Annotated in this window: 21 protein-coding genes; 15 read left to right on the forward strand and 6 right to left on the reverse strand. The window is 68.6% G+C overall.

Annotated elements, in window-relative coordinates:
* Positions 1-218: 218 nt before the first annotated feature.
* From MIC98_RS15740 to MIC98_RS15755, 4 genes are all read left to right on the forward strand, one after another.
* Positions 219-575, forward strand: coding sequence for a cupin domain-containing protein (locus MIC98_RS15740; protein ID WP_239737796.1), 357 nt, complete (start codon positions 219-221; stop codon positions 573-575).
* A gap of 54 nt (positions 576-629) precedes the next feature.
* A complete protein-coding gene (locus MIC98_RS15745; protein ID WP_239737797.1) occupies positions 630-1013 on the forward strand; it encodes a nuclear transport factor 2 family protein in 384 nt (127 codons plus the stop codon).
* A gap of 45 nt (positions 1014-1058) precedes the next feature.
* Positions 1059-1463, forward strand: coding sequence for a GFA family protein (locus tag MIC98_RS15750; protein WP_239737798.1), 405 nt, complete (start codon positions 1059-1061; stop codon positions 1461-1463).
* Positions 1464-1560: 97 nt separating this feature from the next.
* Positions 1561-2244 (forward strand): Shedu anti-phage system protein SduA domain-containing protein, encoded by a 684-nt coding sequence (locus tag MIC98_RS15755; protein ID WP_239737799.1) that lies wholly within the window; start codon positions 1561-1563, stop codon positions 2242-2244.
* 113 nt (positions 2245-2357) lie between these two features.
* Here MIC98_RS15755 and prmC read toward each other — a convergent pair whose 3' ends face one another.
* Positions 2358-3200 carry a peptide chain release factor N(5)-glutamine methyltransferase gene (gene prmC, locus MIC98_RS15760; RefSeq protein WP_345772164.1) on the reverse strand — a complete coding sequence of 281 codons (843 nt, stop codon included), beginning with the start codon at positions 3198-3200 and terminating at the stop codon, positions 2358-2360.
* Between the two features lie 270 nt (positions 3201-3470).
* Here prmC and ahpC point away from each other — a divergent pair, with 270 nt between their 5' ends.
* The 5 genes from ahpC to MIC98_RS15785 all read left to right on the forward strand — a co-directional run bounded on the left by ahpC (position 3471) and on the right by MIC98_RS15785 (position 8549).
* The gene (ahpC, locus tag MIC98_RS15765) at positions 3471-4034 is read left to right on the forward strand and encodes an alkyl hydroperoxide reductase subunit C (RefSeq protein WP_057640847.1); all 564 of its coding nucleotides are present in this window, start codon (positions 3471-3473) and stop codon (positions 4032-4034) included.
* Between the two features lie 179 nt (positions 4035-4213).
* A complete protein-coding gene (gene ahpF, locus MIC98_RS15770; protein WP_239737800.1) occupies positions 4214-5806 on the forward strand; it encodes an alkyl hydroperoxide reductase subunit F in 1593 nt (530 codons plus the stop codon).
* Positions 5807-6054: 248 nt separating this feature from the next.
* Entirely contained in the window at positions 6055-6960 is a 906-nt protein-coding gene (locus MIC98_RS15775) for a LysR substrate-binding domain-containing protein (protein WP_239737801.1), read from the forward strand.
* Between the two features lie 173 nt (positions 6961-7133).
* Positions 7134-7559, forward strand: coding sequence for a nucleoside diphosphate kinase regulator (gene rnk, locus MIC98_RS15780; protein WP_057640850.1), 426 nt, complete (start codon positions 7134-7136; stop codon positions 7557-7559).
* 33 nt (positions 7560-7592) lie between these two features.
* A complete protein-coding gene (locus MIC98_RS15785) occupies positions 7593-8549 on the forward strand; it encodes a transaldolase (protein ID WP_239737802.1) in 957 nt (318 codons plus the stop codon).
* 103 nt (positions 8550-8652) lie between these two features.
* Here MIC98_RS15785 and msrA read toward each other — a convergent pair whose 3' ends face one another.
* The 3 genes from msrA to MIC98_RS15800 are packed head-to-tail and all read right to left on the reverse strand — an operon-like array spanning position 8653 to position 10278.
* Positions 8653-9309: a peptide-methionine (S)-S-oxide reductase MsrA gene (gene msrA / locus MIC98_RS15790; RefSeq protein ID WP_239737803.1), complete on the reverse strand. Its 657-nt coding sequence runs from the start codon at positions 9307-9309 to the stop codon at positions 8653-8655.
* A gap of 15 nt (positions 9310-9324) precedes the next feature.
* Positions 9325-9591, reverse strand: a complete 267-nt coding sequence (locus tag MIC98_RS15795) for a DUF2007 domain-containing protein (protein ID WP_057640853.1) — start codon at positions 9589-9591, stop codon at positions 9325-9327.
* 18 nt (positions 9592-9609) lie between these two features.
* Positions 9610-10278, reverse strand: a complete 669-nt coding sequence (locus MIC98_RS15800; RefSeq protein ID WP_239737804.1) for a glutathione S-transferase family protein — start codon at positions 10276-10278, stop codon at positions 9610-9612.
* 96 nt (positions 10279-10374) lie between these two features.
* Between MIC98_RS15800 and MIC98_RS15805 the strand changes: the two genes are divergently transcribed.
* From MIC98_RS15805 to MIC98_RS15830, 6 genes are all read left to right on the forward strand, one after another.
* Entirely contained in the window at positions 10375-12102 is a 1728-nt protein-coding gene (locus MIC98_RS15805; RefSeq protein ID WP_239737805.1) for a glutamine--tRNA ligase/YqeY domain fusion protein, read from the forward strand.
* A 129-nt stretch (positions 12103-12231) separates the two neighbouring features.
* Positions 12232-12792: a nucleoside deaminase gene (locus MIC98_RS15810; RefSeq protein WP_239737806.1), complete on the forward strand. Its 561-nt coding sequence runs from the start codon at positions 12232-12234 to the stop codon at positions 12790-12792.
* 166 nt (positions 12793-12958) lie between these two features.
* Positions 12959-14008 (forward strand): 23S rRNA (cytidine(2498)-2'-O)-methyltransferase RlmM, encoded by a 1050-nt coding sequence (gene rlmM, locus MIC98_RS15815; protein ID WP_239737807.1) that lies wholly within the window; start codon positions 12959-12961, stop codon positions 14006-14008.
* A 125-nt stretch (positions 14009-14133) separates the two neighbouring features.
* The gene (locus MIC98_RS15820; protein WP_239737808.1) at positions 14134-15093 is read left to right on the forward strand and encodes an SMP-30/gluconolactonase/LRE family protein; all 960 of its coding nucleotides are present in this window, start codon (positions 14134-14136) and stop codon (positions 15091-15093) included.
* A 63-nt stretch (positions 15094-15156) separates the two neighbouring features.
* On the forward strand, positions 15157-15879 hold the full coding sequence (locus MIC98_RS15825; RefSeq protein WP_057641097.1) for a hypothetical protein: 723 nt from the start codon (positions 15157-15159) through the stop codon (positions 15877-15879).
* Between the two features lie 64 nt (positions 15880-15943).
* The gene (locus MIC98_RS15830) at positions 15944-16327 is read left to right on the forward strand and encodes an EF-hand domain-containing protein (protein ID WP_345772165.1); all 384 of its coding nucleotides are present in this window, start codon (positions 15944-15946) and stop codon (positions 16325-16327) included.
* A gap of 130 nt (positions 16328-16457) precedes the next feature.
* Here MIC98_RS15830 and MIC98_RS15835 read toward each other — a convergent pair whose 3' ends face one another.
* Both MIC98_RS15835 and ubiH read right to left on the reverse strand, forming a co-directional pair.
* Positions 16458-17636, reverse strand: coding sequence for a UbiH/UbiF family hydroxylase (locus tag MIC98_RS15835; protein WP_239737809.1), 1179 nt, complete (start codon positions 17634-17636; stop codon positions 16458-16460).
* Positions 17633-18844, reverse strand: a complete 1212-nt coding sequence (gene ubiH / locus MIC98_RS15840; protein ID WP_239737810.1) for a 2-octaprenyl-6-methoxyphenyl hydroxylase — start codon at positions 18842-18844, stop codon at positions 17633-17635. The genes MIC98_RS15835 and ubiH overlap by 4 nt, the downstream gene beginning before the upstream one ends.
* Positions 18845-18912 lie beyond the last annotated feature (68 nt).

Genomic DNA, 18912 nt, shown 5'->3' on the forward strand with positions numbered 1-18912 from the left:
CGTCTCGTCGGAAAGGCGGCATGCCTGGCGAACTGGCAGGATCTTGCAAGGTCGACGGCTACACGGTTCATCCGTGAGGAGGTGCTTGTCGTCGGTAAGCGCGCCATCATCCGGTGGCGCTATTGCTGGAGCGAAGACAACGGCCAGTCCATCCGCGGCATCAACCTGATGCGGGTTCGCGATGGACTCATCGTCGAAGCAACGGGTTACGTGAAAGGATGGAAAAGACCACGATGCATATATCGCTATCCGAATGGCAAACGCGCCTCCCCTTGCCGGCCACCGATCTCTGGCCGCAGGGCGTCTGGGACATCGAGGCGATGGCACACGGCAGCATGTCGGTCATCCTGTTCACCCCACGCGGGAAGGATTACCAGACCACGCATGCACAGGACGAGATCTACATCGTCATGACGGGAAGCGGCGTTCTCGTAGTCGAGCAACAGCAGTACCCTTTCACCACCGGTGACGTGCTGTTCGTTGCGGCCGGTGCCATGCATCGTTTCGCGGAATTCACGGATGACCTGGTCACCTGGGCGATCTTCTGGGGCCCCAAGGGGGGCGAGGTTGCATGAGCAGGGGCGTCACGCATACTGCCGAACCCGGACATCGGATGCAGCGGAGAAATCATGGGCAGTTCAAACATTCAGGACCTTGTTGACCGATATCTGGTCGCTTACAACGCCTTCGACATCGATGGCATGGTTTCGCTTCTTTCCCCGGATGTGCGTTTCGAAAACTACTCCGGTGGCCAGCTCACGACGGCGACGAACGGCATCGAGGAGTTCAGGCAACTCGCGGAGCAGTCCAGGTCCCTGTTCTCCGAACGCGAGCAGCGCATCACGAACCTGGAGCTCGGCCATGAATCGGCAGTGGCCGCCATCGCCTATCGCGGAAAACTGGCGAAGGACATTCCCGATGGCCCGCCCGCCGGCACCCTCCTCGATCTCCAGGGCATATCCGAATTCTCGTTCGGCAATGGACGGATCACGAAGATCGTCGATCGCAGCTGATTGCGTGCCCGATGACTCTTCCTGGCGCAGGAGGGAAGCAGGCCCGTGACCTCGATACAGATTGAAGGTGGCTGCTTCTGCGGAGCCATCCGCTACCGGATCGGCAGCAAACCCGACGGAAGCATGATCTGCCATTGCCGGACATGCCGCAGGCTGTTTTCCGCGCCCGTGGTCGCATGGCTGTCCGTTGACTCGGGCAGCTTCGAATTCATCCACGGCAAGCCCGCCACGTTTTCGACCAGCGCACCGGTGACGCGCTGGTTCTGCGCGGCGTGCGGGACCCATGTGGCCTATGTGCACGCGGACGAACCTACCTTCATCGAGGTAGTCACGTGCAGCCTGGACGATCCATCGGAATTTCCTCCGACGCATCATTCGTGGCTGGGCCATGACCTTGCATGGGTGGCGTTCGGGGATGACCTTCCCGTATTCCCGGAGTCACGCCACTGAGCCTCTTCCTGACAATCCATTCGAACTGACGTGGCTTCGACATCCATCCGATGTCGCCATCATTCGATGAAACCCGACCCTGAGACCACTGGACGCCATGCCCTATCAACGATCACCGCTATTCCACAAGCACTACGAGCATTACAACCTGCCCCCGTACGGCAACTTCGTTGAGCAGAATGCAGTCACGATCGCCCAGGTGGAGCAATACGACAGGCTCATCGCCGAGCGGAGCGGGGAAACGGTTCTGGATCACTACATCCGCGACAACAAGGAACTGCTGGTAAACGCCCTCGATTTCGTCTCCACCGGCCACCAGGGTTCATGGGTATTCCCGCAGCAGCAGATCAAGACGGCCCTCCGCGGGGAGGGAACCGACCTGATTCCCGACTACCTGCTTTGCGGCAAAAGTTCCGACGGCCTCGCCTGGTGGGTGGTCGAGTTCAAGGGGGCCGATGAGCCGCTGTTCACCACGGGCAAGGATGGCCGCGTTTCATTCAGCGCCACCGCGAACAAAGGCATCCTGCAATTGCTTGAGTACATCGATTTCTGCAACGAGCATCAATCGGCACTGCGGGACCAGCTGAAGCTCACGGATTTCAGGGAGCCGCGTGGAATGCTCGTCATCGGCCACGAAGAAGAATTGGAAGGCGACGAACGGCTTCGCAAGCTGAAGGCCGCATGGAACCGCCTCGTCGGTGGGCGGCTTGAAATCCGCACGCACGATGCGCTTGTACGGGCAGCCAGGCACAAGGCCGAATTCCACCGCAATTTCGGCTGATGACGCGCGCCGCCCGGCATGCCGGGCGGCGCACCAAGGCTTCAGGCCATTGCAAGCCAAGGGTCCACGGAGACTGCCGGCAACCCCCGCTCACCCGCACGGACAACGCTGCATCAACCCGGCAGGCTGCCCAGCGTCACCCGATCACGCTGCTCCAGATCCCGCACGGTTTCCACGTCGGCGAACCCGGCCTGTTCCAGCAGCGCGCGGATCGCCTCGCCCTGGTCCCGGCCATGCTCCAGCAGCAGCCAGCCGCCGCGCACGAGGTGGGCCGGCGCGCCAGCGATGATTTCGCGGATGGCATCCAGCCCGTCCGCACCGGAAGCCAGCGCCGGCGGCGGCTCGAAGCGCAGGTCGCCCTGTTGCAGGTGCGGGTCGCCGGCGGCGATGTAGGGCGGGTTGCTGACGATCATGTCGAAACGGTCGTTGCCCAGCGCGGCGTACCAGTGGCCGCGGCGGAACCAGACGTTTTCCAGCGTGTGCGCCTGCGCGTTCTTCACCGCCACCGCCAGCGTGGGGCCGAGCAGGTCGGTGGCGATCACCGTGGCCAGCGGGCGTTCGCTGGCGATGGACAGGGCGACCGCGCCGCTGCCGGTACCCATGTCGGCCACACGGCGCAGCCTGTCCGCCGGCAGGCGGGCCAGCGCCTGCTCGACCAGCAGTTCGGTTTCCGGGCGTGGGATCAGGGTGGCGGGGTTGACCTGCAGGTCCAGCGTCCAGAAACCGCGGCGGCCGGTCAGGTAGGCCAGCGGCTGGCCTTCGGCGCGGTGCCGCAGCAACTGCTCGAAGCGCTGGCGGGCGTCGTCGGCCACCGCGTCGGTGGCATGCGCGAACAGCCAGGCGCGGTCCACGCCCAGTACGTGCAGCAGCAATTGCTCGGCATCGAAGCGGGCGTCCTCGCCCGGCAGCCGCGCGGCGCCCTCCCGCAACAGTTCGGCAACCTTCGACGTGGGCACGGCGCAACCTCGGTTCTTCGCGGGATGTTTCCGGAGCCGGGAGGATAGTCAGCCGACCGGCTCCTGCCTACCGCGCGGGCCCAGGGAACGCCGGCGACGGCTTGGAAACCCGGCAAGACCCCCGATATCGAGGGAGACGATGGATCGAATGGCAGGCATCGATAGCTCCTATCTATTGATTCCATGCATTCAATTCATTTGTTTCATTAGGCAACGCCTATTAGTCTTTGCCCTGTTCTCCACCCACCCCTTCAACCCAGAGGAAGCTCCATGTCCCTTATCAACACCCAGGTCCAGCCGTTCAAGGTCAACGCCTTCCACAACGGCAAGTTCATCGAAGTCACCGACGAGAGCCTGAAGGGCAAGTGGTCGGTGCTGATCTTCATGCCGGCGGCCTTCACCTTCAACTGCCCGACCGAGATCGAGGACGCGGCCGACAACTACGCCGAGTTCCAGAAGGCCGGCGCCGAGGTCTACATCGTCACCACCGACACCCACTTCTCGCACAAGGTGTGGCACGAGACCTCGCCGGCCGTGGGCAAGGCGAAGTTCCCGCTGATCGGCGATGCCACCCATGCGCTGACCAACGCCTTCGGCGTGCACATCCCGGAAGAGGGCCTGGCCCTGCGCGGCACCTTCGTGATCAATCCGGAAGGCGTGATCAAGACGCTGGAAATCCACTCCAATGAAATCGCCCGCGACGTCTCCGAGACCCTGCGCAAGCTGAAGGCCGCCCAGTTCACCGCCGCCCACCCGAACGAGGTGTGCCCGGCCAAGTGGAAGGAAGGCGACAAGACCCTGACCCCGTCGCTGGACCTGGTCGGCAAGATCTGAACCATCCCTCGCTCCCACCCCGCTTCGGCGGGCGTGGGGGTGAACCGCAACCTGTTGCCGCCCGCCAGCACCACGCCAGCCAGCCCCAGCCGGTTGCGGTTCACCCCTACTTTTGCCGGCGCGTTGCCTCGTGCAGCCCGCGCCCTCCCCCCACTTTGCCTCGACGAAGGAGTTGCATCGTGCTCGACGACACCCTCAAGACCCAGTTGCAGCAGTACATGGGCCTGCTGCGCCAGCCGCTGCGGCTGATCGCCTCGCTCGACGACGGCGATGCCAGCCGGGAAATGCGCGGCCTGCTCGACGACATCGTCGCCGCCGCCAACGGCAAGGTGACGCTGGACACCACCGGCAGCGACGCGCGCAGGCCGTCGTTCGTCATCGCCCGCGAAGGCGAGAGCGAGGGCGTGCGCTTCGCCGGCCTGCCGCTGGGCCACGAGTTCGAATCGCTGGTGCTGGCGCTGCTGTGGACCGGCGGCCACCCGCCGAAGGTGTCGCAGGAGGTGATCGACGGCATCAAGGCCATCGACGGCACGTTCGCCTTCGAGGTCTACATGTCGCTGAGCTGCCACAACTGCCCGGACGTGGTGCAGGCGCTGGCGCTGATGGCGATCCTCAACCCGAACATCAGCACCACGGTGATCGAGGGCGGCGCGTTCCAGCAGGAAGTGGAGCAGCGCCAGGTGATGGCGGTGCCGATGGTGTTCCAGAGCGGGGAGATGTTCGATTCCGGGCGCATGTCACTGGAGCAGATCGTGGCCCGCCTCGATACCAGCGCGACCAAGCGCGAGGCGGCGAAGATCGCCGCCAAGGAGGCGTTCGACGTGCTGGTGGTGGGCGGCGGCCCGGCCGGCGCGGCGGCGGCGATCTATGCCGCGCGCAAGGGCATCCGCACCGGCGTGGCCGCCGAGCGCTTCGGCGGGCAGGTGCTGGACACGATGGCGATCGAGAACTTCATCTCGGTGCAGCATACCGAGGGCCCGAAGCTGGCCGCGGCGCTGGAGCAGCACGTGCGCGAGTACGAGGTGGACATCATGAACCTGCAGCGCGCCCGCAAGCTGGTGCCGGCCGGCAGCGACGGGCTGGTGGAAGTGCAGCTGGAGAACGGCGCCTCGCTGAAGTCGAAGACGGTGATCCTGTCCACCGGCGCGCGCTGGCGGCAGATGAACGTGCCCGGCGAGGACATGTACCGCAACAAGGGCGTGGCCTACTGCCCGCACTGCGACGGCCCGCTGTTCAAGGGCAAGCGCGTGGCGGTGATCGGCGGCGGCAACTCCGGCGTCGAGGCGGCCATCGATCTGGCCGGCATCGTCAGCCACGTCACCGTGTTCGAGTTCGACGGCAAGCTGCGCGCCGACCAGGTGCTGCAGGCCAAGCTGCACAGCCTGCCGAACGTGACCGTGATCCTCAACGCGCAGACCACCGAGGTGCTCGGCGACGGCCAGAAGGTGACCGGGCTGGTCTATACCGACCGCGTCGGCGGCGACTCGCACCGGGTGGAGCTGGAAGGCATCTTCGTGCAGATCGGCCTGCTGCCGAACACCGAGTGGCTGCGCGGCACGGTGGAGCTGAGCAACCGCGGCGAGATCGTCATCGACGAGCGCGGCCAGACCAACGTGCCGGGCGTGTTCGCCGCCGGCGACTGCACCACGGTGCCGTACAAGCAGATCATCATCGCGATGGGCGCCGGCTCCACCGCCGCGCTCAGCGCCTTCGACCACCTGATCCGCACCTCGGCGCCGCAGCCGGTGGTGGCCGTGGCCGAAACTGCTTGATGCTTGATGCTTGATGCCCCTCTCCCGCCGGGGTGAGAGGGGCAGCTTGCGAACCACCGGTTCGCTGTCCCTCGAACGCCCTTGCGCCAGCGCAAGGGCCGGGGCGCGAAGCGGGGGTTGGGGTGAGGAGCGAACGGAGTCTCGATGGTTCAAACATCATGGATTCCGCTCGCCCCTCATCCGCCCTTCGGGCACCTTCTCCCGCAGGGAGAAGGGAGGAAATCTGCCCCCCTTCCGAGGCCGTCGAAATGAACCTGCGTGACCTCAAATACCTGGTGGCACTGGCCGAGCACCGGCACTTCGGCCGTGCCGCGGCCGCCTGCTTCGTCAGCCAGCCCACGCTGTCCACCCAGATCAAGAAACTGGAGGAAGAGCTGGGCGTGCCACTGGTCGAACGCGCGCCGCGCAAGGTGATGCTGACCCCGGCCGGGCGCGAGGCGGCGATGCGCGCGCGCGGCATCGTCGCCGAGGTCGAGCAGATGAAGGAGGCCGCGCGCCGCAGCCGCGACCCCGAGGCCGGCACGGTGCGGCTGGGCATCTTCCCCACGCTCGGCCCCTACCTGCTGCCGCACGTGATACCCACCATCCGCGAGCGCTTCCCGCAGCTGGAACTGCTGCTGGTCGAGGAAAAGAGCGACGTGCTGCTGGCGCAGCTGCGCAACGGCCAGCTCGACGCCGCCCTGCTGGCGCTGCCGATCAACGACGAGCAGCTGCACGTCGAGTTCCTGTTCGAGGAACCGTTCGTGCTGGCCGCGCCCGAAGGCCACCCGTTGACGGCCCGCACCCACCTCACCCTGGCCGATCTCGGCGACCAGCGCCTGCTGCTGCTGCAGGACGGCCACTGCCTGCGCGACCAGGCGCTGGACGTGTGCCACATGGCCGGGGCCGCGGAGAAATCCGAGTTCCAGGCCACCAGCCTGGAAACCCTGCGGCAGATGGTGGCGGCCAACGTCGGCGTCACCCTGCTGCCGATGCTGGCGGTGAAACCGCCGGTGGCGCGCTCGGAAAACATCCACCTGCTCGGCTTCGACGGCGCCGACGCGCCCAGCCGCCGCATCGCGATGGCGTGGCGCCGCAGCTCGGCGATGGGCGACTTCCTGCTGCAGTTGGCGCCGTTGTTCAGGGACCTGCCGCCAGACTTGCTGGCCGCATAACCGCTCCCGCGTTTCCCGCTGGAGCGCCCGCCCACCGCATTGCAACCGGGCCATGCCGCCCCCATGATCGGGGTGGCTCGCATCCGTCTTTCGTTGCCCTCACAATAGGCCCCGGGCGGTGCCGGTTCGGCGCCGCTTTTTGCATGCCTTTCACACACTGCAGGAGTTTTCCCATGCCGACCAACAGCGGTCTGCCGCCGTCGATCATCGTCTCCAGTCGTGACCTGGCCCGCCTCGAGGCCATGCTCGATTCCCCCGCCCTGAGCCGGCACCCGGCCGCCGTCGCCCTCTCGCAGGAGCTGGAACGCGCGCAGGTGCTGCCGCCGGAGGAGATCCCCACCGGCATCGTCACCATGCACTCGCGCGTGGAATGCGTCGACGAGCTGCACGATGAAAAGCACTCACTGACCCTGGTCTACCCGCAGGAAGCGGATTTCGACAAGGGCCACGTCTCGGTGCTGGCGCCGGTCGGCAGCGCGCTGCTCGGCCTGTCCGTGGGCCAGACCATCGACTGGACCGCCCCCGGCGGCCGCCAGTTGCGCCTGCGCGTGACCGCCGTGCACTACCAGCCCGAAGCCGCCGGTGAATTCAACCGCTGAGCGCGCCGCGCCAGCCCCAACAGGAACAACGCCATGCCCTCCTCCAAGCTTGCCCAGCTGCGTGAACTGTCCGTCGTCGTCGCCGACACCGGTGACTACGACGCCATCAAGCGCCTGCGTCCGGTCGATTGCACCACCAACCCGACGTTGGTGAAGAAAGCGCTCGACCTGCCGGTCTATGCCGACCTGACCGCGCGCGAGCTGGAATGGGGCCGCGTCCAGAGTGGTGACAGGCAGGAGGTCGCCAAGGCCGTGGTCGACCGCCTGACCGTGGGCGTGGGCACGATGCTGGCCGAACTGGTGCCCGGCCGCGTGTCCACCGAGGTCGATGCCGACCAGGCCCACGACACCGCCGCCACCATCGCCAAGGCGCGCCAGTTCATCGCCATGTATGAGGCGGCCGGCGTGCCGCGCGGCAAGGTACTGATCAAGATCGCCGCCACCTGGGCCGGCGTGGAGGCCGCCCGCGTGCTGCAGGCCGAGGGCATCGACTGCAACCTGACCCTGATCTTCAACCCGACCCAGGCCCTGGCCTGCTCGGAAGCCGGCGCGTTCCTGATCTCGCCGTTCGTCGGCCGCATCCTCGACTGGTATGTCGCCAATGGCCAGACGCCGGCCAACATCGACGAAGACCCCGGCGTGAAGTTCGTGCGCGGCGTGTATGCCGAGTTCAAGCGTCGTGGCTCGCCGACGGTGGTGATGGGCGCCTCGTTCCGCTCCACCGCGCAGATCGAGGCACTGGCCGGCTGCGACCGCCTGACCATCTCGCCGGACCTGCTGGAAAAGCTCGACGCCGACTTCGGCGAACTGCCGCGCAAGCTGGTGGCCGGCGCCGCCGAGGCGGTGGATGCGACGCCGATCGACGAAGCCCGCTTCGACGCCGACATGGCCGCCGACCCGATGGCGACCGAGAAGCTGGCCACCGGCATCGACGCCTTCGCCAAGGACCTGCAGACCCTGCGCGCGCGCATCGCCGAGGCGTTGGCCTGAGTAGTGCCGGCCGCTGGCCGGCACTACCCGTCGGCTTCGATGGGTAAGTCGGGGCTACGCCCCCGGCATTCATTGCGCGGAACGTCGGGGATATAACCCCGACCTACGGCTGCTGCCCCAGCCCCACCGGGCAGCTCACCCCGGTGCCGCCGATGCCGCAATAGCCGTTCGGGTTCTTCGCCAGATACTGCTGGTGGTAGTCCTCGGCGTAATGAAACGGCGGCGAGGGAAACACGATTTCGGTGGTGATATCGCCGTAGCCGGCGGCATGCAGCTGCCGCTGGTAGGCCTCGCGGCTGGCAATGGCCGCGTCGTACTGCGCCTGCGTGTGGCAGTAGAGCGCCGAGCGATACTGGGTACCGGCGTCGTTGCCCTGGCGCATGCCCTGGGTGGGGTCGTGGTTCTCCCAGAACGTGCGCAGCACCGTCTCCAGCGATACCCGCGCCGGGTCGAACACCACCCGCACCACCTCGGCATGGCCGGTCAGCCCGGAGCAGGCTTCCTCGTAGGTCGGGTTGGGGGTGAGGCCGCCCTGGTAGCCGACCGCGGTGCTGACCACGCCCGGCAACTGCCAGAACTTGCGCTCGGCGCCCCAGAAACAGCCCATGCCCACGTCCAGCACCTCCAGCCCGGCGAAATCGCCGCGCAGCGGCTGGCCATTGACGTGGTGCACGTTGTGCAACGGCAGCGGCGTGTCCCGCCCCGGCAGCGCTTCTTCCGGCCGCGGCAGGCGCTGCTTGAACGCGCCGATTCCCAACATGCTTATCTCCTCGTTTCAGGCCGGCAGCAAGCCCGGCGTTTCGTCGTCATCGAGGATGGGGGCGCCGGCGCCCTCGCCCAAGGCCAGCGCGGCCACGATCGCGTCGGCTTCGGCCTTGGCGCTGTCGGGCACGCAGACCCGCAGCAGGCCGAACAACGGCAGCTCGCCGCCGGCGCCCAGCAGCGATTCGCCGAGCACGAAGGCCGGGATGCCGGCGTTTTCCAGCGCATGCTTGACCAGGTGCGCGTCGAACAGGTTTTCCGCCTGGTAGACCAGTTGCATGGGGGTTCTCCGGTGGGATCAGAGCGGCCGGCTCAGGGCGTCGGTGGCGGCGACGTGCTCGCTTTCCTGCGCCGCCGCCTGCCGCCACTCGTGCATGGCCGGCAGCGCGAACAGCGCCTGCAGGTAGGCGGCGGCGGTGTCGTCCACGGCCACGCCGTAGCCGTCGAAGCGGACCGCCACCGGCGCGAACATCGCATCGACGATGCCGAACCGGCCGAACAGGAAGTCACCGCCGGCGCCGTGGTCGCGGCGCAGCTGGCGCCACAGCGCCTGTACCCGGTCGATGTCGTGCTGCGCAGCGGCGTCCCAGCGGTAGCCGTCGGGGCGGCGGCGGCTGTTCATCGGCAGTTGCGTGCGCAGCGCGGTGAAGCCCGAATGCATTTCCGCCGCGGCCGCGCGGGCCAGCGCCCGCTGCCGCAGGTCGGCCGGCCAGCCACGCCCGTCCAGCCAGCGCTCGTTGGCGTATTCGCAGATCGCCAGCGAATCCCAGACCGCCACCTCGCCGTCATGCAGTGCCGGTACCTTGCCGGTGGGTGAATGGCGCAGCACCTCGGTGGCGAAGCCGGGGGTGTCCAGCAGCAATCGGATTTCCTCGAAATCCACGCCGAAATGCCGCAGCAGCAACCACGGCCGCAACGACCAGGACGAGTAGTTCTTGTTGCCGATCACCAATACCGGACGATTCATGGGCGCAGCCTGCGGATGGGGGGTTCCCAGCATAGCGCCGCACCGGCGGCCGGCTCGGCTAAACTTCGGGGTTGTCATTCCCTGTACCTCGCCCCCATGTCCGAGAACACGCCTGCTGCCGTCGAAAAGCGGGACTTCATCCGCCAGATCGTCCGCGACGACCTGGCCAGCGGCAAGCACACCGCGATCAAGACCCGCTTCCCGCCCGAACCGAACGGCTACCTGCACATCGGCCATGCCAAGTCGATCTGCCTGAACTTCGGCATCGCCGGCGAGTTCGGCGGCGTCTGCAACCTGCGCTTCGACGACACCAACCCGGCCCGCGAGGACCCGGAATACGTGGCCGCGATCCAGGACGACGTGCGCTGGCTGGGCTTTGCGTGGAACGAGCTGCGCCACGCCTCGGACTACTTCGAGGCCTATTACCTCGGCGCCGAGAAGCTGATCCGCGACGGCAAGGCCTACGTCTGCGACCTGTCGGCCGAGGAAGTGCGCGCCTACCGTGGCACCCTGACCGAGCCGGGCCGCCCCTCGCCGTGGCGCGAGCGCAGCGTCGAGGAGAACCTGGACCTGTTCCGGCGCATGCGCGCCGGCGAGTTCCCCGACGGCGCCCGCACCCTGCGCGCGAAGATCGACATGGCCAGCGGCAACATCAACCTGCGTGACCCGGCGATCTACCGGATCAAGCACGTCGAGCACCAGAACACCGGCAACGCCTGGCCGATCTACCCGATGTACGACTACGCTCACGCGCTGGGCGATTCGCTGGAAGGCATCACCCACTCGCTGTGCACGCTGGAGTTCGAGGACCACCGCCCGCTGTACGACTGGTGCGTGGACAACGTCGACTTCGCCCACGACGACGCGCTGACCCAGCCGCTGGCCGACAAGGGCCTGCCGCGCGAGGCGGCCAAGCCGCGCCAGATCGAGTTCTCGCGGCTGAACATCAACTACACGGTGATGAGCAAGCGCAAGCTGATGGCGCTGGTCACCGAGCAACTGGTGGACGGTTGGGACGACCCGCGCATGCCGACCCTGCAGGGCCTGCGCCGGCGCGGCTACACCCCGGCGGCGATGCGTTTGTTCGCCGAGCGCGTGGGCATCTCCAAGCAGAACTCGCTGATCGACTTCAGCGTGCTGGAAGGCGCGCTGCGCGAGGACCTGGACAGCGCCGCGCCGCGGCGGATGGCGGTGGTCGCGCCGTTGAAGTTCGTGCTGGCCAACCTGCCGGAAGGCCACGAGGAAATGCTGGCCTTCAGCAACCACCCGAAGGACGAAGCCTTCGGCGAACGGCAGGTGCCGTTCTCGCGCGAACTGTGGATCGAGCGCGAGGACTTCGCCGAAGTGCCGCCCAAGGGCTGGAAGCGGCTGGTACCGGGCGGCGAAGTGCGCCTGCGCGGGGCCGGCATCGCCCGCGTCGACGAAGTGGTGAAGAACGCCGCCGGCGAGATCGTCGAACTGCGCGGCTGGCTCGACCCGGAATCGCGCCCCGGCATGGAAGGCGCCAACCGCAAGGTCAAGGGCACCATCCACTGGGTCAGCGCCAGGCACGCGGTGGCGGCGGAAATCCGCCTGTACGACCGCCTGTTCTCGGTGGAAAACCCGGACGACGAATCCGAAGGCAAGACCTACCGCGACTACCTGAACCCGGAATCGCGCACCGTCGTCACCGGCTACGTCGAACCGGCCGCGGCCAGCGCCGTGCCGGAGCAGTCGTTCCAGTTCGAGCGCACCGGCTACTTCGTCGCCGACCGCCGCGACCACACGGCCGAAAAGCCGGTGTTCAACCGCAGCGTGACCCTGCGCGACACCTGGGCCAGCTGACCCGTAGGTCGAGGTCACGCCCCCGACGCACGCTTTCCCGGGACGTCGGGGGCGTACACCCGACCTACCGCCAATGCTCCACAGGAACGCACCCTGGTGCATCTCCGTCCCCCTGACCCACGGAACGCCATGCTCTACGCCCAAGTCCACCTCACCCTGCCGGCCTGGATCCACGAAGTGGTCGATACCCGGCGTGCATACCCGGGCGACGAGGCCAAGGTCGCGCTGGCGATCGAGCTGTCGCGGCTGAACGTCGAGGCGGAAACCGGCGGCCCGTTCGGCGCGGTGGTGTTCGGCCCCGACGACCGCATCATCGCCGCGGCGGTCAACCGCGTGGTGCCGCACTGCACCTCGCTGGCGCACGCCGAGAACATGGCCTACATGCTGGCCCAGCAGCGGCTGCAGAGCCCGCGCCTGAACGACGCACTGTCGCCGGTGACCCTGGCCACCTCCTCGCAGCCCTGCTGCCAGTGCTTCGGCGCGACGATCTGGGCCGGCATCGACCGCCTGCTGATCGGTGCCAGCGCCGCCGACGTGGAAGAGCTGACCGCGTTCGACGAAGGCCCGCTGCCGGCCGACTGGGTCGGCGAACTGAACCGGCGCGGCATCGACGTGGTGCAGGGCCTGCACCGCGACGCCGCCCGCGCGGTGCTGCACCGCTACGGCCAGAGCGACGGCGCGCGGTATTGAATTTCAAAGCCCCTCTCCCATCGAGAGAGGGGTTGGGGTGAGGGGCGATGGAGTCCAGATAGTTCAAACGTCATGGACTCCGCTCGCCCCTCATCCGCCCTTCGGGCACCTTCTCCCGCAGGGAGAAGGGATGCTCTTCGCTTCGCCCAACATCCAAGGAACCACCATGACCGGCCTGCTCTGCTACTGCCGCCAAGGCTTCGAGCCGGAACTGGCCGCCGAACTGACCGAACGCGCCGCCCATGCCGGCATCGCCGGCTATGCGCGCACGCAACGCAACGACGGCTACGTGGTGTTCGCCAGCGATGACGCCGCCACGCTCGACCGCAGGCTGCCGTGGCGCGAACTTATCTTCGCCCGGCAGAAACTGCGCCTGCTGGCCGAGCTGCCGCAGCTGGACCCAGCCGACCGCATCAGCCCGATCCTCGCCGCCCTGCAAGGCCAGCCGCGTTTCGGCGACCTGTGGGTGGAGCACCCCGATTCGGACGCCGGCAAGCCGCTGGCCGGGTTGGCACGCAGCTTCGGCAACGCGCTGCGCCCGGCGCTGCGCAAGGCCGGGCTGCTCACCGACAAGGACAACAGCAAGTTCCCGCGCCTGCACGTGGTGTTCGTCGATGGCACCCACGCCTTCCTCGCCACCGCCGACACCCGCGACAGCGCGCCGTGGCCGCTGGGCATCCCGCGCCTGAAGCTGCTGCCCGACGCCCCCTCGCGCTCGGCACTGAAACTGGACGAAGCGCTGCTGACCCTGCTCGCGCCCGACGAACGCGAGGCGCTGGTCAAGCCCGGCATGCGCGCGGCCGACCTCGGCGCCGCGCCCGGCGGCTGGACTTGGGTGCTGACCCGCCAGCACCTGCACGTGAGCAGCATCGACAACGGCCCACTGCGCCAGCACGTGCTCGACACCGGGCTGGTCGAACACCTGCGCGCCGACGGCTTCCACTGGCAGCCGGAAGCACCGCTGGACTGGATGGTCTGCGACATGGTCGAACAACCGCGGCGCGTGGCCGAACGCATGGCGACGTGGCTGCGCGAGGGCTGGTGCCGGCACGCGATCTTCAACCTCAAGCTGCCGATGAAGAAGCGCTGGGACGAAACCCGCCTGTGCCTGGAGCTGTTCGCCGCGCAGGCCGGCAAGCCACTGACGATCCGCGCCAAGCAGCTGTACCACGACCGTGAGGAAATCACCGTGCTGGCCACGCCAGCGCGCGGTTGAACCACACCGCGCAGGTGCGGGGCTTGCCCCGCACCGTGGCCTTCCCGGCAATGCTTCATGCGAGGCAAGCCCCGCATCTACGGGGACACGTTGTTGCCCGCGCAACCACCGGCCACGTCCCCAGCATGGCTCTGGCACACTCGGCAACTCCCCACCCGGAGACTGCCGCCATCGCCCGCCACGTCCTGCGCCATGCCGCCGCCGCGCTGTGCCTCGCCCTGTGCGGCTGCGCCACCACCGCGACCGATTTCATCGCCCGTGACCACGTCGGCGACGGCACCTTCACCGCCGGCATCGAAGGCCCGGCCACCGGCCCGGACGGCGCGCTGTACGTGGTCAGCCTCGGCAAGGACGGCACCATCGGCCGCGTCGATGAGCACGGCAAGGCCGAACTGTTCGTCACCCTGCCCGAAGGCAGCGTCGGCAACGGCATCCGCTTCGCCGCCGATGGTGCGATGTTCGTCGCCGACTACGCCGGCCACGCCATCCTGCGCATCGACCCGGCCACCCGCGCCATCTCGGTATTCGCGCACCTGCCCGGCGCGCACCAGCCCAACGACATCGCGCTGGCGCCGGACGGCACGCTCTACGCCAGCGACCCGGACTGGGCCAACCCCGACAACGGCCAGCTGTGGCGCATCGACCGTGACGGCGGCGCGCACCGGCTCGAATCGGGCATGGGCACCACCAACGGCGTCGAGGTCAGCCCGGATGGCCGCCGCCTGTACGTCAACGAGAGCGTGCAGCGCAACGTGTGGGTGTACGACCGCGACGAAGCCGGCGCGCTGTCGAACAAGCGCCTGCTGATCCGCTTCGACGACCACGGTCTGGACGGCATGCGCTGCGACGCCGACGGCAACCTCTACATCGCCCGCTACGGCGCCGGCGTGGTCGCCATCGTCTCGCCCGCCGGCGAGCTGCTGCGCGAGGTACCGCTCACCGGCCGCAAGCCGACCAACGTCGCCTTCGGCGGCGACGACGGGCGGCAGGTGTTCGTGACCCTGCAGGACCGCGGCGCGGTCGAGACCTTCCGCGCCGACCGTCCCGGGCGTGAATACGGGCAGCGCCCCACCGCCGGCCAGTGAGCGCCTGCCGTCTCGTTCCGTGAAACGGCGATCGGGCATGCTGCACTCCACCGGAGGACATGCATGCACGCCATCGAACTGAATGACCCGGCCGGCTTCGGCAACGAATTCCTGCGCCTGACCCTGCTGCAGGGCTTCCAGTCGCTGACCAAGCGCGACCTGGAGCTGCTGATCTTCGTGCTGCTCGAACGCGACGGCGCCATCGACCGTGGCGCCTCCAACGCCGCGGTGGCGCTGCAGCTGCGGGTAACGCCGGCCAAGGTCAAGGGCCTGCGCCGCGACGGCTACGCCCGCTGGCGCGCACTGGTGCCCGAGGACGGCGAGGCCGCCCTGCGACGCATCGCCGCCACCGTGCTGACCGAGGCCAACCTGCGCTCGGGGGCCAAGCACGTGAGCGAGCGCAGCCGCAGGGAAGGCTTCCTCGCCATCCGCATCGAGCACCCCGACGACGCGCAGCGTTTCGAGCAGGCCATCCTCGAGGTGGGCGCGCTGCCGGTGTACGAGCGCAACCGCGAGGTGGTGGCGGTGCGTTTCGACACGCTGCTGAAGATCGCCGAGCGCTGGGGCTACCTGCAACCGGACCCGCAGGCGACGATGGCGGCATTGAAGAAGCTGGCCCCTGCCTCGCAGGAGGTGGCCGACCTGCTGAAGAAGGACGTCACCCAGCTGCGCTGGGACGACGTGCGCGGCGCGCTCAACAGCCTCGGCGCCAAGGCGGTCGGCTCCACCGTCGAAGGCGGGCTGAAGGGGCTGCTGAAGCTGGTCTTCCCCTTCATCCCTGGCTGAACCTGCACGTTCAGCCAGTGCTGGCTACCATCGTGGCGCACCCTTTCCACCCGCGAACCGTGCCATGAACATCATCCGCCCCGCCCTGCTGCTTGCCCTTGCCGCCCTGCCGTGGAACGACTGCGCCGCACAGGCCGTCAGTTCGCCGCTGGTACAGGTGCCGGTGGCCGTGCGCGAACAGCCGCTGGCCAGCGGCGCGGTCACCCACCAGGCGCAGCTGCCGGCCGAACCGGGACAGGCCGCGGTGGTGGTGCGTTCGATCCAGCCGGACAGCGTGGTCGGCAATTACCACATCGACTTCGACGCACTCGACGTCGATGGCGACGGCTTCATCGGCCGCGACGAAGCGCAGGCCAACCCGGCGCTGGCCGACGAATTCGATTCACTCGATACCGCACGGCGCGGCAAGCTGGCGCGCGAGCAACTGGCCGGCTGGTTGGTGCATTGAACCGGTAGGAGCGCACCTTGGTGCGCGATGAAGCTTTCCCCTTTGAATCCCCGCACATGGATGTGTGGGCTGTTGCAGAGAGATCTGCATGACAGCCCCATCGCGCACCAAGGTGCGCTCCTACGGCCAGTCACACCCCCGAGGCGCGCTTCCAGAACAGCGACAGCAGCGGCGGCATGCGCCCGGCCAGCCCCAGCAGCGCGCCGCGCGCCAGGGTCAGGTGCATCTCGTCGTTGGAAAACAGCTTGTTGATTGCGTCGAAGCCGTAGGCGGCCACCGTGTTCTCGCTGCGGCGGCTGCGCGCCCAGCGCCGCAGGCGGTGCGGCGCGGTCCAGTCCACGCGCCGTTGCAGCGCATCGCGCAGCAGCGCGCGCAGCGCGGCGACGTCGCGCAGGCCGAGGTTGACGCCCTGCCCGGCCAGCGGGTGCACCACGTGCGCGGCATCGCCCAGCACCAGCACGCGGCCGGCGAGGTAATCCTTCGCCAGCTGCCGGCGCAGCGGGAACGCCGCACGCGGCGACACCGGACGCATCGCGCCGAGGCGGCCGGCGAAGGCGTTGGTCAGCTCGCGGCCGAAGGCTTCGTCATCCAGCGCCAGCACGCGCTCGGCCTCGGCGTCGGGCAGGGTCCAGACGATGGAGCTGCGATGCCGGTCGAATGGCAGCACCGCCAACGGACCGGTGTCGAGGAAGCGCTGCCACGCGGTGTCCTCGTTCGGCCGTTCGCTTTCGACGTAGCCGACCACGCCGCGCTGGCCGTAGTCGTGGCGCGCGACCTCCAGCCCGGCCAGCATGCGCAGGGTGGATTCGCCGCCATCGGCGGCGATGGCCACGGCCGCTTCGATGCGGCGGCCGTCGTCCAGCCGCAGGCGCACGCCGCGCGCGTCCTGTTCCATTTCCTCCACCCGCGCCGGGCACAGCACCTGCACGCCGGCAGGTACCAGCGCCGCCCACAGGCGGTCAACCAGCAACCCGTTCTCGACGATCCAGCCCAGCTCGCGCCGGCCCAGGGTGTCGGCGTCGAACGCCAGCTCGCCGCCACCGGCCGCGTCCCACACCCGCATGCGCAGGTAGGGCCGTGCCCGCGCCTGCGCGACCTGCGGCCACACGCCCAGCGCCTCCAGCAGCGCGGCATTGTCGTGGGCGAAGGCGAATACGCGCAGGTCCGGCTTCTGCGCCGACCACGGCGCCGGCTCGCGCCCTTCCACCAGCGCCACCTGCAGGCCTTCCCGCGCCAGCGCCAACGCGCAGGCGGTGCCGACCACGCCACCACCGACCACCACCGCATCCAGCATTCCACGACGGCTCATTGCGCCTGGCTCCTGCACAGTTCGGGCACCTGCCCGCGGAACCCCATCGCCCCGCCGACCAGGAAGGACTGCAGCGGCGCGGCCTGCGCTGCGGCCAGCAGGCCGAGGCTGCGCAGCGGCCGCAGCAGCGGCGAGGGATTGCCGGTCAGCCGCGCCAGCCCATCGGAGAACGCCAGCGTCTGCTCGCGGTCGGGGCCGCGGCGCTGCACATAGGCCTGCAACAGCGCATCGGCGCCGGGGTCCTGCGCCGCATCGCCGATCAGTTCGGCCAGGGTCAGCGCATCGCGCAGGCCGAGGTTGAAACCCTGCGCGCCGAGCGGGTGGATGGTCTGCGCGGCATTGCCCAGCAGCAGTGCGCGCTCGCCCACCAGCCGCTGCGCCAGCACCTGCACCAACGGGTAGGCGCTGCGCGGGCCGCTCTCCAGCAACCGCCCGGCGCGCCAGCCGGCCACGCCCTGCAGGCGCGCCAGCCATGCCGCATCGTCCAGCGCCAACACCGCCTCGGCCTCGTCGCGGGCCACGCCATGCACCACGCCGTAGTGGCGGTCGCCGCGCGGCAGCAGCGCGGTCGGGCCGGTGTCGGTGAAACGTTCGTAGGCGGTGCCATCCGGCGCCCGGGCCGGACGCAGCCGCGCCACGAACAGGGTCTGCAGGTAGTCGTGTTCATGCGTGGCGATGCCCAGCGCCTGCCGCACCGCGCTGCGGGTGCCGTCGGCGCCGACCACCAGCCGCGCGCGCAGCCGGCGTTCGCCGGCCGCGTCGGCAATCACCACCTCGCGGCGGCCGTCCGCGCAATCGCCCAGCGCCACGAACGTCGCCGGGCGGTAGCGGGTGAGGTGCTGCAGTTCGCCGAGCCGGGCTTCCAGCGCATGGCCGAAATCACGCGCCACCACCACCTGGCCGAAGGCCTCGCGGCCGTAGTCGTCGGCCTGCATCAGCACCCGGCCGAAATCGCCGGCGCGGCTGACGTGGATGCGGCGGATCGGGCCGGGCGCCCCTTCCAGTCGCTGCATCACGCCCAGCGCGGTAAGCGCGTTGACCGTGGCCGCGGCGAAACTGAGGTTGCGCTGGTCGAACACCGCCGGCAGGCCGCCGGCCGGGCTGGCTTCCACCAGCCCCACGTCCAGCCCCAGCCGGTCCAGCGCGATGGCCAGGCTGGCACCGACCAGCCCGCCACCGACGATCACCACATCATGCAGGTCACTCATGGCCGCCATGATACCGGCGGGGAGCGCATCCGCAGGCACACGCTGCGGTTGCCGGCGCCACCTGTCCG

It is taken from the genome of Stenotrophomonas sp. NLF4-10, from assembly GCF_022359915.1.
GTDB classification, from domain to species: Bacteria; Pseudomonadota; Gammaproteobacteria; order Xanthomonadales; family Xanthomonadaceae; genus Stenotrophomonas; species Stenotrophomonas daejeonensis.

Coding starts and splice junctions, on each gene's coding strand:
- MIC98_RS15740 (WP_239737796.1), top strand. CDS start 219: ATGGAAAAGACCACGATGCATATATCGCTATCCGAATGGCAAACGCGC.
- MIC98_RS15745 (WP_239737797.1), top strand. CDS start 630: ATGGGCAGTTCAAACATTCAGGACCTTGTTGACCGATATCTGGTCGCT.
- MIC98_RS15755 (WP_239737799.1), top strand. CDS start 1,561: ATGCCCTATCAACGATCACCGCTATTCCACAAGCACTACGAGCATTAC.
- ahpC (WP_057640847.1), top strand. CDS start 3,471: ATGTCCCTTATCAACACCCAGGTCCAGCCGTTCAAGGTCAACGCCTTC.
- MIC98_RS15775 (WP_239737801.1), top strand. CDS start 6,055: ATGAACCTGCGTGACCTCAAATACCTGGTGGCACTGGCCGAGCACCGG.
- rnk (WP_057640850.1), top strand. CDS start 7,134: ATGCCGACCAACAGCGGTCTGCCGCCGTCGATCATCGTCTCCAGTCGT.
- MIC98_RS15785 (WP_239737802.1), top strand. CDS start 7,593: ATGCCCTCCTCCAAGCTTGCCCAGCTGCGTGAACTGTCCGTCGTCGTC.
- msrA (WP_239737803.1), bottom strand. CDS start 9,309: ATGTTGGGAATCGGCGCGTTCAAGCAGCGCCTGCCGCGGCCGGAAGAA.
- MIC98_RS15795 (WP_057640853.1), bottom strand. CDS start 9,591: ATGCAACTGGTCTACCAGGCGGAAAACCTGTTCGACGCGCACCTGGTC.
- MIC98_RS15800 (WP_239737804.1), bottom strand. CDS start 10,278: ATGAATCGTCCGGTATTGGTGATCGGCAACAAGAACTACTCGTCCTGG.
- MIC98_RS15805 (WP_239737805.1), top strand. CDS start 10,375: ATGTCCGAGAACACGCCTGCTGCCGTCGAAAAGCGGGACTTCATCCGC.
- MIC98_RS15810 (WP_239737806.1), top strand. CDS start 12,232: ATGCTCTACGCCCAAGTCCACCTCACCCTGCCGGCCTGGATCCACGAA.
- rlmM (WP_239737807.1), top strand. CDS start 12,959: ATGACCGGCCTGCTCTGCTACTGCCGCCAAGGCTTCGAGCCGGAACTG.
- MIC98_RS15820 (WP_239737808.1), top strand. CDS start 14,134: ATGGCTCTGGCACACTCGGCAACTCCCCACCCGGAGACTGCCGCCATC.
- MIC98_RS15825 (WP_057641097.1), top strand. CDS start 15,157: ATGCACGCCATCGAACTGAATGACCCGGCCGGCTTCGGCAACGAATTC.
- MIC98_RS15830 (WP_345772165.1), top strand. CDS start 15,944: ATGAACATCATCCGCCCCGCCCTGCTGCTTGCCCTTGCCGCCCTGCCG.
- MIC98_RS15835 (WP_239737809.1), bottom strand. CDS start 17,636: ATGAGCCGTCGTGGAATGCTGGATGCGGTGGTGGTCGGTGGTGGCGTG.
- ubiH (WP_239737810.1), bottom strand. CDS start 18,844: ATGAGTGACCTGCATGATGTGGTGATCGTCGGTGGCGGGCTGGTCGGT.